The sequence below is a fragment of the Streptomyces sp. NBC_00440 genome (genome assembly GCF_036014215.1).
GTDB lineage: Bacteria > Actinomycetota > Actinomycetes > Streptomycetales > Streptomycetaceae > Streptomyces.
Window position 1 is genome coordinate 1,958,887 of record NZ_CP107921.1, and the last position, 12,890, is coordinate 1,971,776.

At 72.0% G+C, this 12,890-nt stretch carries 8 protein-coding genes; 6 read left to right on the forward strand and 2 right to left on the reverse strand.

Translation table 11 applies throughout. The features are described from left to right. The first annotated feature begins 52 nt into the window (after positions 1-52). Positions 53-616, forward strand: a complete 564-nt coding sequence (locus OHB13_RS08790; RefSeq protein WP_328376671.1) for a winged helix-turn-helix domain-containing protein — start codon at positions 53-55, stop codon at positions 614-616. A gap of 130 nt (positions 617-746) precedes the next feature. Here OHB13_RS08790 and OHB13_RS08795 read toward each other — a convergent pair whose 3' ends face one another. Next, positions 747-2,858, reverse strand: coding sequence for an MMPL family transporter (locus OHB13_RS08795; protein ID WP_328376672.1), 2,112 nt, complete (start codon positions 2,856-2,858; stop codon positions 747-749). A 234-nt stretch (positions 2,859-3,092) separates the two neighbouring features. Here OHB13_RS08795 and OHB13_RS08800 point away from each other — a divergent pair, with 234 nt between their 5' ends. The 4 genes from OHB13_RS08800 to OHB13_RS08815 all read left to right on the forward strand — a co-directional run bounded on the left by OHB13_RS08800 (position 3,093) and on the right by OHB13_RS08815 (position 10,652). Then, positions 3,093-4,382, forward strand: a complete 1,290-nt coding sequence (locus OHB13_RS08800; RefSeq protein ID WP_328376673.1) for a sensor histidine kinase — start codon at positions 3,093-3,095, stop codon at positions 4,380-4,382. Then, positions 4,346-4,993, forward strand: coding sequence for a response regulator transcription factor (locus tag OHB13_RS08805; protein ID WP_266857719.1), 648 nt, complete (start codon positions 4,346-4,348; stop codon positions 4,991-4,993). Before OHB13_RS08800 ends, OHB13_RS08805 begins: the two co-directional genes overlap by 37 nt. Positions 4,994-5,541: 548 nt before the next feature. Then, positions 5,542-8,643 carry an alpha-N-acetylglucosaminidase gene (locus tag OHB13_RS08810; RefSeq protein WP_328376674.1) on the forward strand — a complete coding sequence of 1,034 codons (3,102 nt, stop codon included), beginning with the start codon at positions 5,542-5,544 and terminating at the stop codon, positions 8,641-8,643. 59 nt (positions 8,644-8,702) lie between these two features. Next, positions 8,703-10,652, forward strand: coding sequence for a hypothetical protein (locus tag OHB13_RS08815; protein WP_443062991.1), 1,950 nt, complete (start codon positions 8,703-8,705; stop codon positions 10,650-10,652). Between the two features lie 103 nt (positions 10,653-10,755). Here the strand turns inward: OHB13_RS08815 and OHB13_RS08820 are convergent, their stop codons facing one another. After that, on the reverse strand, positions 10,756-11,721 hold the full coding sequence (locus OHB13_RS08820) for an NAD(P)/FAD-dependent oxidoreductase (RefSeq protein ID WP_328376676.1): 966 nt from the start codon (positions 11,719-11,721) through the stop codon (positions 10,756-10,758). 297 nt (positions 11,722-12,018) lie between these two features. Between OHB13_RS08820 and OHB13_RS08825 the strand changes: the two genes are divergently transcribed. After that, positions 12,019-12,864 carry a DUF1684 domain-containing protein gene (locus OHB13_RS08825; protein ID WP_328376677.1) on the forward strand — a complete coding sequence of 282 codons (846 nt, stop codon included), beginning with the start codon at positions 12,019-12,021 and terminating at the stop codon, positions 12,862-12,864. Positions 12,865-12,890: the final 26 nt, after the last annotated feature.

Here is a 12,890-nt window from a genome sequence, read left to right on the forward strand (position 1 = left end):
CGCACGACGTACGTCCCTCGACGACCTCTCCGCGTGAAAGAGCTGACCACTCATGGCTGACACCCGTTCCTTCTCCGCAGCGACCGCCGCGACGGCTGCGACCACTGCGGCTGCCGCGACCGCCACACCTCTCCCGTCCCACCGGCACCGGCTGCGGTCCGTCGACCGTGACGAGGTGGTCCCGGTCGCGGACTTCCTGCCGCCCGGCGCCACCTGGCTGCCCGCACCCCAGCACACCTTGCCCTCCGTGCCCGGGCAGCCGCCGATGGTCGGCTATCTGGTGCTGGTGCCCGCCGATCACCAGCCGGGCCCGGTACCGGCCCCGACCGCGTCCGACGGGGCGGTGCGGATCGACAGTGCGCAGCGCACCGCTTCGGTGGACGGGCGGACGCTGGATCTGACGTATCTGGAGTTCGAGCTGCTCGCGCATCTCGTCGCGCACCCCCACCGGGTGCACAGCCGCGACCAGTTGGTGACCACCGTGTGGGGTTACGGGCATGTGGGCGACGGCCGGACCGTCGATGTCCATGTGGCCCGGCTGCGCCGCAAGCTGGGCTCCGAGCACCGGCACACGATCCGTACGGTGCGCCGCGTGGGGTACAAGTACGCGCCCTGATCACACCCGTACGTCTCCGTCTCCGCGCACCCACCGAAGCGCCCTCCCCGGCTGGTCCCCTGTCCCACGGCCCGGGAGGGCGCTGTGCTGCCTTTGATCCTGAACCGGTGCGGCCGCCGGGTGCGTACGGTCAGATGCCTGCCGGTACCTTCGGCGGCGCGTCGCGGTGATCGCGGCCGGGCAGCCGGGAAGCCCCCTTCGGTGTACGCCAGTTGCGCTCGCCCAGCAGCGTCATCACCGCGGGCAGCAGCACCATCCGCACCACGGTCGCGTCCAGCAGGACCGCCACCGCGAGTCCGACGCCCATCTGCTGCATGTCCTGCATCGAGAGCGAGCCGAAGACCGAGAACACCGCGACCATGATCACTGCTGCGCCGGTCACCGCGCCCGCGGTCCGCCGGATGCCCTCGTCGACCGCGTCCCTGGTGCTCAGCCCCCGTTCGCGCGCCTCCCGGATCCGGGACACGACGAACACGTGGTAGTCCATCGACAGACCGAAGAGGACGACCAGGACGAAGAGCGGCATCCAGGACTCGATCGCACCGGCCTTCTCCGAGCCGATCAGCGACGCCCCCCAGCCGTGCTGGAAGACGGCGACCATCACCCCGTAGGCGGCGGCCACCGAGAGCAGGTTGAGGAGGACCGACGTCAGCGCGATGACGTACGAGCGGAAGCAGAAGAGCATCAGCAGGAAGGTCACCGCCGTGATGAAGGCGAAGACCGGAACGATGCCGTGCTTCAGCTGATGGTTGAAGTCGACCGAGTTCGCCAGTTCCCCGGTGACGTAGGCATGGGCGCCGGTGCCGTCGAAGGCGGCGGGCAGCCGCTCGTCCCGCAGTTCGGTCAGCCCGGCCCGGCCGGTGGGCAGGGGCACCTCGATCTCCGCGACGTTCTGCCGGCTGTGCACGGTGACCCGGTCGAAGCCGGCGAGTGCCGTGCGTACGCCCGGCGCTCCGATGTCGTCGGCCTTGACCACCACCGTGGCCGGGGCGGGACCGCCGGGGAAGGTGTCCGCGATATGGCGGTAGGAGACCGACAGCTCGGACGACGAGCCGAACTGCTTCTCCAGGCCGAGCTCCTCCGTCTTCATACCCAGCGCGGGCGCCGCCAGGGCCAGCAGCACCACCACCGCTCCGGCCGCGAAGACCGCGGGACGGGCCAGCACCGGCTTCAGCAGCCGTCCGGCTGTCGCGCCGCTCTGCCGCACGCCGCGCCTGCCGCGCCGGTTCAGCAGCGGGACCCGGCCGGCGTCGATCCGGTCGCCCAGCCAGGAGAGCAGCGCGGGCAGCACCGTCACCGAGCCGAGCATCGCGATGAGGACCACGAGGATGGTGGCGAGCGCGAAGCCCTTGAACAGCATCAGGCCGGACAGGAACATCCCGGCCATCGCCACCATCACGGTGACCCCGGAGACGAGCACGGCCCGGCCGCTGGTGGCCGCCGCGATACGCAGCGCGGTCTCGGCGTCGCGCCCCGCGGCCCGTTCGTCCCGCTCGCGCCGCAGGTAGAAGAGGCAGTAGTCGACGCCGACGGCGAAGCCCATCAGGAACATCACCGAGTACGTGGTCTGGAAGAGGTGCAGCTGGTGGCTGGCGAGTGACAGCAGCCCGAACGCCGCCATGCACGCCGTCAGCGCGAGTCCGACGGGCAGCAGCGCGGCCACCACGGCCCCGAAGGCCACCAGGAGGATGCCCAACGCCAGTGGTACGGCGGTGAATTCGGCCGAGCGGAGGTCCTTGGAGAGCAGGTCGCCGAGCCACTTGCCCGCGCTGGCGTCGCCGAACTGGTAGATCCGTACGTCCGGCCGGCCGGCACGCACCCCGGACACCGCGTCGAGCACCGGCCCCACCCGGTCGGCCGCGGTGTCCGCGTCGCCCTTCATGTCGAAGGTGATCAGCGCGTCCCTGCCGTCCTTGGAGGGGACGGGCGCCGCGATGTTCCGTACCGCTCCGGTCTTCCCGACGGCCGTGGTGACCGCGCGGGCCGCGGGCTTCCAGTCGCCGGCGCTCCTGCCCGACACCATGACCATCTCGCCGGCGGGCCGGCTGAGACCGGCGTCCTCCAGGATGCGGGTGGCCCGCGCCGAGTCGCCCGCGCCGTTCTCGGAGTCGGACATGTTGACCATGCCGGAGGCCCCGCCGATGCCCATGGCGAGCACCACGAACACCAGCCAGCCGATGATGGCTGTTCTGCGGTGGTGCGCGCTCCACACACCGATACGGGCCGCGAGGTTGAGCCTCATGGCGTTTCGCCCCCAGTTGTAAGCGTCGGTTGATTCGCCTCCCACGCTAGGAACGGGCCGCGGACGGCCCCAGCCGTCGAGGCCCCCTGTGCGGAGCCATAAGGCGAGGGGCGGGGGGTGGTGCCAGCTACACCCCCGAATCGGGTGCGGAACCCAATGCCCCGGGCGCCCCCTTGCGGCCACACTGGTGTCCAGGCCGGCGATCACCCGGCCAGGGACGAGAGGGACATCACCATGAGGGCGACGAAGGCACGCGACGCGGGGGTGGCGGCCGTACGGGGCCTGGCGCTGGCCGGGATGTCACTCATCGGCTCGATCACGCTCTTCACTCTGGCGGTCACCTCGATCGCGCTGATCCCGGTCGGTGTCGGTGTCTTCACCACGCCGGCGCTGCTGGACCTGATCCGCTCGCACGCCGACCAGCGCCGGCTGCTGGCGGCCAAGTGGACGGGCACCCGCATTCCGGTGGTGCGCCGGCCGCTCCCGCTCCAGCCGCGGCCGGGCACAGCCGGTCAGGTGGAGCGCTGCACGGTGCTGGTGAAGGATCCCGCGACGTGGCGCGACATGCGCTGGCTGCTCGTCGACATGACGGCGGGCGCGGTCACCGCGCTGCTGCCGCTGTCGCTGTTCAGCGAGGGGGTCTTCGGCATCCTGCTGCTGCTCGGTCTGTGGAAGCCGATCGTCCGTGCGGGCGGCGGGTACTGGTACGAGTTCGTCCGGGTCGACAGCTGGACCACCGCGGCGCTCGCGGCCCTGGTCGGTGTCTGCTGGATCGCGGCCGGACTGCGTTTCGGGCCCGCTCTGATCCGCGCCCACTTCGCCATCACCCGCTCGGTGCTGGCCCCGACCAGGGAGGCCGAGCTGGGCGAGCGCATCGACCGGCTCACCGAGACCCGGCACGACGCCGTGGACAGCTCGGCCGCCGAACTGCGCCGGATCGAGCGGGATCTGCACGACGGTGCGCAGGCCAGGCTGGTGGCGATGGGCATGAACCTCTCCACCGTCGAGGCGCTCATCGAGAAGGACCCGGCGCAGGCGAAGAAGATGCTGTCGATGGCCCGCGAGTCGTCGGCGGAGGCGCTCACGGAGCTGCGGGACCTGGTGCGCGGCATCCACCCGCCGGTGCTGGCGGAGCGCGGACTCGGTGACGCGGTCAGGGCCCTGGCGCTGCGGCTGCCCGTACCGACCGAGGTCGAGGTGGACATGGCGGGCCGTGCGGAGGCCCCGGTCGAGTCGGCGGCGTACTTCGCGGTCAGCGAGGTCCTGACGAACGCCGTCAAGCACGCGGGGGCGGACCGGATCTGGGTCGACATCCACCACACCCGGGGGATGCTGCGGATGTCGGTCACCGATGACGGCCGCGGGGGCGCGTCGCCGGGAAAGGGTTCGGGACTGAGCGGAATCGAACGCCGACTGGGTACATTCGACGGCGTACTGGCCGTCAACAGCCCGGTGGGCGGCCCGACCATGGTGACGATGGAGATTCCGTGCGCGTTGTCCTCGCCGAAGACCTCTTCCTGCTGAGAGACGGCCTGGTCCGGATGTTGGAGGCGTACGACTTCGAGATCGCGGCTGCGGTCGAGACCGGACCCGAACTGACAAAGGCCTTCGCCGAGTTGGAGCCGGACGTCGCTGTGGTCGACGTCCGGCTGCCGCCGTCCCACACGGACGAGGGCCTCCAGTGCGCGCTGGCCGCCCGCCGGGCCAGGCCCGGGCTGCCGGTCCTGGTCCTGTCGCAGCATGTGGAGCAGTTGTACGCGCGCGAGCTGCTGGCGGACGGTACGGGAGGCGTGGGATATCTGCTCAAGGACCGGGTGTTCGACGCCGACCAGTTCATCGACGCGGTGCGCCGGGTGGCGGCGGGCGGTACCGCGATGGACCCGCAGGTGATCCAGCAACTGCTGTCCCGGCGGGCCCAGGACAAGCCGGTGGGCAGCCTCACCCCGCGCGAGCTGGAGGTCATGGAGCTGATGGCGCAGGGGCGTTCCAACGCGGCGATCGCGGGCCAGCTCGTGGTGACGGAGCGGGCGGTGGCGAAGCACACGTCGAACATCTTCGGCAAACTGAGCCTGCCGGTGTCGGACGACGACAACCGGCGGGTCCTCGCGGTGCTCGCCTATCTCGACCGGGGGTAGCGGTACCGGCGGTTGAACCGTACGGACCGGAACCGGGAGCGAGATCCCGCGGATAAGCGAACGTGGCCCATCTGCGGCCTTTCCCCCGAAAAGAACCGGCCTTTCCGTGGTCCGGTTTCTTTCCGCGCGACTTTGCCGCCCCGCCGCGAATGATCGGGCTTGATACCGGTCACTCGAATTCATTGAACGGTCCGTCCGTACCGGAAATGCTGATCGGAGATCTCCCGGAGCGGGAGGCCGGCGCCCGGCGGGGCAGGCAGCTGAACGGCCCTGCCGGGAACGGGTGAACAATTCGCAGGTCAGCGCCGTACACCCGAGCAGCTGCCAACAGACCGTAATCGACCTGCTGAAGATCGCCGTGATACCCAACTCCACGGCTGACCAACCATGAATCCGGCGGGCCGAAAGATGGAACCGGGCCGCTTTTACGCACTCATACCTGTGCGCCCCATTGCTCCGCCTCCCCCTCGTCATTACCGTGCGCATCGCATGCATCTGTCATCGCACGGACCGTCAGCAGCATTGACGCGCAACACGAGGGAGTGCCGATGCACGAGCTGTCCAGACGTACGCTGCTGAGCACCGCGGGCGCGATCGGCGCCGGCGCCGCGATCGGCGCACAGGCGACCCCCGCCGCAGCGGCCGGCGCACCGGCCGCCATCCCCCCGAGACGCTCCCCCGCGGCACCGGAGCCCCTCAACACCGGCCCGGCCCGCGCCGCCCTGAAGCGTCTGCTGCCGCGCCACGCAGACCAGTTCACGCTCACGCTTCTCACCGGCGCGGAACGCTTCCGGGTCACCGGCTCCACGGGCCGGATCGAGGTCGCCGCCACCGGCCCCGCCACGGCACTGACCGGCGTCCACTGGTACCTCAAGTACGTGTGCCGGGCGCACATCTCGTGGAACACCTCGCAGCTCGACCTCCCCGCACGGCTGCCCGCACCCGGCGCGGCCGTCCAGCAGTCGGCGACCGTCCCGCACCGCTTCGCGCTCAACGACACCCACGACGGCTACACCGCCCCCTACGCGGACTGGCCGCACTGGGAGCGGACGATCGACGTCCTGGCCCTGCACGGCTGCAACGAGGTCCTCATCACGCCCGGTCAGGAAGCCGTCTACCACCGGCTGCTCCAGGACTTCGGGTACTCCGACACCGAGGCCCGCGCCTGGCTGCCCGCCCCTTCCCACCAGCCCTGGTGGCTCCTCCAGAACATGAGCGGATACGGCGGCCCGCTCTCCACCGCGCTGATCGACCGGCGCGCCGCCCTGGGCCGGCAGATCGCCGACCGGCTGCGCGAACTGGGGATGCACCCGGTGTTCCCCGGCTACTTCGGGACCGTGCCTGACGAGTTCCCCGAGCGCAACCCCGGCGCCGACGTCGTACCGCAGGGCACCTGGAACGGGCTGCGGCGCCCCGACTGGCTCGACCCGAGGAGCGAGGTCTTCGACCGGGTGGCCGCGGCCTTCTACCGGCACCAGTCCGAACTCCTCGGCGAGGCACAGCACTTCAAGATGGACCTGCTCCACGAGGGCGGCACCCCCGGTGATGTCCCCGTCGCCGACGCCGCCCGGGCCGTCGAGACCTCCTTGCACACCGCCCACCCCGACGCCACCTGGGTCATCCTCGGCTGGGGCGCCAACCCGCGCGCCGAACTGCTCCGGGCCGTGGACACCGACCGGATCCTGATCGTCGACGGGCTCTCCGACATCGACACCGTCACCGATCGGGAGAAGGACTGGGGCGGCGCCCCGTACGCCTTCGGCTCCATCCCCGACTTCGGCGGCCGTACGACGATCGGGGCCGACACCGACCGCTGGACGGAGAAGTTCACGGCGTGGCGCGACAAGGCGGGCAGCGCGCTGGCCGGCACCGCGTACATGCCGGAGGCAGCCGAGCGCGACCCGGCCGCCTTCGAGCTCTTCAGCGAACTGGCCTGGCGCACCGAGAAGATCGACCGGACCGCGTGGTTCACCCGGTACGCCGGCGTGCGCTACGGCGGCGACGACCGCGCCGCGCGCACGGCCTTCGCCGCGCTCGCCACCACCGCGTACCAGCTGACCACCACCGACGGACGCCCGGTCGACTCGCTCTTCGCCCGCCGGCCCAGCCTCACCGCCTCCGTCAAGTCCGCCTTCGACACCGCCGGGTTCGACACCGCCTTCGCCGCCCTGCTCGATGTCGGCGCACCGCTGCGCGGCTCGGACGCGTACCGCTACGACCTCGTCGATCTCGCCCGGCAGGCACTCGCCGACCGGGGCCGGATCCTGCTGCCCCAACTGCACGACGCCTACACCGGCAAGGACGCCGCCACCCTCCGTACGCTGTCCGCGCTCTGGCTGAAGCTGATGCGGCTCGCCGACACGCTGGCCGGCTGCCACCAGGCGTTCCTGCTCGGTCCCTGGCTGGAGGAGGCGAAGCGCTTCGCCACCAGCCCGGCCGAGGCGGTGCAGTTGGAGTGGACGGCCCGCACTCTCATCACCACGTGGGGCGACCGCACCGCAGCCGACCACCTCAGCAACTACGCGAACCGCGACTGGCACGGGCTGCTCAGCGATGTCCACCTCCCGCAGTGGCAGGCGTTCCTGGACGAACTGGCGGCCGCGCTCGCCGAAGGACGGGACGCCAAGACCTTCGACTGGTTCCCGGACGAGCAGTCCTGGACCCACGGGACGCAGTCGTACCCCGTCAAGGCGACCGGCGACGCGTACCGCACAGCGCAGCGGGTGTACGACACCCTGGCCACGGCCCCGTACCAGGGCGCCGCCACCGTCTCCGCGCAGCCCGTCGCCTTCACCCCGGGCAGCACCGGCACGGTCACGGCCGGCTTCCGCAACCTCAACGGGCTGCGCGCGACCGGCCAGGTCGACTTCACGCTGACCGGCCTGAACGGCACACCGAAGGGCGGCACCTCCCTGAAGAGTGTCGGTCCTGGCGCGTCGGGCTCGGTCTCCTGGCTGGTCACCGCCCCCTCCGAACCGCTGACCACTCCGCTGCGCCCGATGCCGTACACCCTGCTGACCCGGTTCGGACCGCAGGGCGGGAAGCAGGTGGACGTGCGGGAGCGGAGCGCGGTGTACGTGGCCGCTCCGCTCGCCGCCGGGTGGCGGACGTACACCGGCAACGACGCCGTGTTCGGGCAGCTGGACGGACGGCTGGCGATCAACGGCGGCGGGCAGGACCTGTGGAAGGGCACCACCCAGTTCGGCACCGCGTTCCAGGCGGGGGCGATGACCGACGGTACCAGCGTGACCGTACGGGTGGACTCCCAGGACGACACCGGGAGCTGGGCCCGGTGCGGGATCGTCGTGCGCAACAGCCTGGCCACCCCGGGCTCTGCCGGGTTCCTGAACCTGGCGGTGACACCCGGCCAGGGCGTCGTGCTCTCGTACGACACGGACGGCGACGGAGCGCTGGACACCTACAAGCGCGTCACCGGGATCAAGGCACCGGTCGTGCTGCGGCTCACGCGGGCGGGCACCGCGTACACCGGCTCCTTCTCGACGGACGGCGGGAGCAGCTGGCGCGCGGTCGCCACCGTCGCCGTGCCGAGTGCGGCGGACAGCCAGGACACCGGGATCTTCATGAGTGCGACGAACGGCGGAAACGGGATGCGCGGGACCGTGGACTTCAGCGGCTGGTCGCTGAGTTGAGCCGCGCCGGGGCCCCGTCGCGGCGGGGCCCCGGGTGACCATCCCACCATTCGCTCGTTCTGCTGAATGTGCCGTCAAACACCCGTCGCTCCGCGCCCGGCCCGGCCGCCGCCGATGCCGCCACCGATGTCGACGCCGGACAGGCCGGGGCCGCGCTCGTCGAGCACTACCCCCGGCTGGTCCGGCTGGCGTATCTGATCCTGCCGCCCTCGCTCGGCCGCAACCGCCGGGTGCTGACCGCGCACTCCCTCGCGCAGCGGGCGCTGCCGCGCGGACGGCGGTCCGGGGCGGCCGATTCCTTTCCGTCGCCCCGCCGGGCGGACGACTGCGACCCGGCCTACGCCTATGTGCGTGGCCGCGTGGTCGCGGCGGCGCTGGAGGTCGCACGGCCCCGGCGGTGGAACGCCTGGCCCCGCCGCGCCCAGTTGCCGCCGCTGCTGCCCCAGGTGTGGGGGCTGCGGCTCTTCCCCCGGTCCGGTGGCGCCGACGAACTCGCCCTGGACCAGCGGCTCTCCGCCCTCTCCGGGCCCGCCCGCGCCGCGTACGCGCTGCGCGGCCTCGAAGGGCTCGACGACACCCGGGTACGGCGGGTGCTGGAGGCCGCCGGAGTGGCCGACCCCAGAACGGCGCTGGACCGGGCGGACGGCCCGGCGGCGCAGTACGGGCTGCTGGCGTCCGCCGCGTTCGACCCCTGTTCGCTCCAGGCCAGGCCGACCGATCTGCTGCGGCGCAGGCGCCGTGGCAGGGGTGCGCTGGTCGCGGCGGCCGCCGTCCTGGTGTGCGGGACCCTGCTGGCACTGCCGGACGGCGGTCTGGGTGCCGGTCGGGCCGCAGCACCTGCGTACACCGGCAATCCGGTGTACGAACAGGCCCTGAATCCGGCGAAGCTGACCCGGGTCGCGGGCACCGCGTGGAAGACGTCGTCCCGTACCGACTTCTCCGTGTGGCCCGCGCGCGGCGACCGCACCGGTGACACCGCGCTGCTCCGGCGCGCGCTCGCCGTCTGGGCCCGCCCCGGCGACTCCGTACAGGTCTCGGCGACCCCCGGCACTCCCGCCGGGCCGCCGATGGGCGCGCCGCAGCTGCTGTACGCGGGCACGGTGGACGACGCGGTGGTCGTGCTGCTCTACGACGGTCTGCGGGTGGTGCGGTACGCCGAGGCGAAGGACGGCGGCGGAGGCAGCGCACTGGATTTCGCGCGGGTGGACGGCGCGGACGAGGCCGCTTCGGACGCGCTGGTCGTGGGCAGGTCCGACGGCAACGTCCGCTATCTGACGGCGCCCTGGGTGCGCGGCGCGAGTGTGCGGGACCTGCTCGCCCCTTCTGCGGGGGCGCGGCCACTGGGCCGCTCGGCCGACGGTGTCACCGATCCGGTGCCGGGCCCCGGTGTCTCCCGCGCCTGTACCTCCTGGAACGCGCTCGCGCTGCGCGACGGCGCGGGCACGCATCTGGTGACCGATCTGGGCGAGCTGCCCCCGGCCCGGCTGCTCGCCGGTCCGCCGGCCGGGCCGCACGACGTGACGGGTGCGGCGGACCTGGCGAGCTGGGCGCACACCGCCTGTCTGCTCCCCGTGGTCCGCTCGCACGGCGTACGCACGGTGAACTCCTGGCAGTTCGCCGCCCAGCAACTGCCCGCGTCGGGCGGCCGGGCGGCCTGGCTCTGCACCCGCGCGGAGACCTGGCGCGGCGCCGGGAGCCGGGTGCTCGCGCAGTTCCGGGTGCCTGGTGGCAGGGGGCCGGACCCCGACACGGTGGTGGCCAAGGCGGAGAACTCACCGGCCTGCGGGAAGCGGCAGCCGCGGGTGCTCGCCGGAGTGCTGTGGAAGTCGCGGGGCGGGCAGTGGTACGTGCTGGCTGCGGGCAGTACGCAGTTCACTTCGCTGGCCACGACGGGCGGCGTGACGGGCAGCGCGACCGGCCCGCTGCTCGCCGTGCCCGCGAAGCAGGGCGCGAAGGCGCAGCTGACCGGACGGCTGGCGGACGGGACCCGCGTCAGCGCGCTGCGATGACGCGGAGCGGGGGCGGGGCGGCCCGGCACTCCAGCGGCCCAGCCGGACGCTCAAGTCCCCATGCCCCTCTCCCTTCCGTGTTCCGGGCTGACCGGACAGGCGTTCACAGCCCTTGGCTCTCCGCCCGCTCCCGGCCTTCCTGCGCGCGCCGCAGCGCGGCAACGGCGATGCCGGTGTCCTCCGCCACCAGATCAGCGTTGATCGCGGCAGCACTCACCGTGCCGGCCGCCGCCGCACCGACGACCTGAGCGGCCAGGTCGGTGGCATTGCCGGCCACCCACACGCCCGGCACCGCGGTGCGGCCGGTCGCATCGGCCTCGATGTGCTCGCCGACTCCCATCGGGTGCTCGACCGGGTCGAGGCCCAGGCTCGACAGCACCTTGCCGGCACGCATCCGTGGACTCAACGCCACCGCCGTCACCTCGACCACCCGGCCGGAAGCCAGCCGAATCCCGGTCAGCCGGTCCTTGTCCACCTCGATGGCCGCCACCGCGCCCTCCACCACGTCGACGCCGCGCGCAGTCAGTTGTTCGCGCTGATCATCGGTGACCTCGACGCGGTCGGCGGTGAACAGGGTGATGCGCGAGGTCCACTGCCGGAAGAGCAGCGCCTGGTGTACCGACATGGGCCCCGTCCCCAGCACTCCCAGGGGCTGGTCGCGGATCTCCCACCCGTGGCAGTAGGGGCAGTGCAGAACATCGCGTCCCCACCTCTCGGCGAGACCGGGCACCTCAGGCAGTTCGTCGGTCAGCCCCGTGGCCACCAGCAGCCGCCGGGCGCTGTAGCGTTCGCCGGTCTCCGTCGTGACCTCGAACAGGCCGTCGACGTGCTCGGCCGAGACCACACGACCGGGCACCACACTGCCGCCGTAGCGGGCCACCTCCTCCTGCCCACGAACGACGAGATCGCGAGGCGGCATGCCGTCGCGTGAGAGGAATCCATGCACGCCGGAAGCGGGCGCGTTGCGTGGCTCCCCCGAGTCGATCACCATCACGGAGCGGCGCGCCCGGGCCAGGGTCAATGCGCCGGACAGACCGGCGGCACCGCCGCCGATGACGATCACTTCCACGGACTGGTTTGTGTTCATATCAGGCATGTTCACCCGCCCTGGCCGATGAGGCAAAGGAACTTGCCGAATCCGCAAACCCGCCGGTGGGACGCCGTTCCGGACGCGCACGTGCACGCCAATCCGCTGCTCGCCGCCCGCGATCACCGTCACGGCACCTTCCCCGCATTTGCCGTAACAGCAAACAGCTTTGCTCATGTTCTCGGGCGAGCGCACCATCCGAACCATCGCCACGACCGGTCGGACCGCGACGGTCCTGACGGCGGTCACAGGTGACCGCCACCTACAGAGGAGAACACTGTGTCCAGCGAATGCTTCAGTGACGACGGCGCGTTGACCGGGTACGACCGGTGGCGTCGGAGCCGGTGGGAGGAGATGGCCGGCCCGGACGGGAAGGCGGGCCGCATCGCCTCTCGGCTGATCACGGAACCGGGTCAGGAAATCCCCGAGGTCCCCGGGCGGTGGACGTCCACCGGCCTCTCGGGGAGCCTGACGCTCACCGCGGCGCATGCGGAGGGCGTCTCCGCCGATGACCAAGCCGTGGACGGGGCGGTGGAACTGACCAGCGCCAGCCGCCTGTCCTTCCCCGGCGGACGGCGCGGCACCATCGAGGAACTGCGGGGAGCCCATGTCCTGGTCGTGTGGGATCCGGCCGCGCCCACCCTCGTCGGCCTGCGCGGGATCGAGGCGTGGCCATGGGATCCGGCTTGGGCCGTCGAGGCGGAGTACCGTCCGGCGGACGCCGGGCGTCTCCTGGAAGTGACCCGGCTGACCAGCCCGAGTATGCGGGACACCCTCCCGTCCCCTGGTGACTTCGTCCTGGATCTGCGAGGCGAGCGGCACACGCTCCGGGCGTTCGGTGTGGGCGGCGACACTCTGCTGATCACGTTCACCGACGGCACCAGCGGCACGGAAACGCCCGCCATGGGCCGGTGGCTGATCCTGCCTCTGCCCAACTCCGCCGCTGGTACGGCCCGTATCGACTTCAACCGGGCTGTTGTTCCTCACCACATGTTCTCGGCGGCCTTCCCCTGCCCGCTGCCGCCCCGGGAGAACCGCCTCCCCCTGCGCATCGAGGCGGGGGAACGTGCCCCCGTCTTCGGCGAGGAGACGGCCGCGGGCACCGCGGCCGGCCCCGCCGTCTGACATCCGCCGCAACCGGCACACCCGAG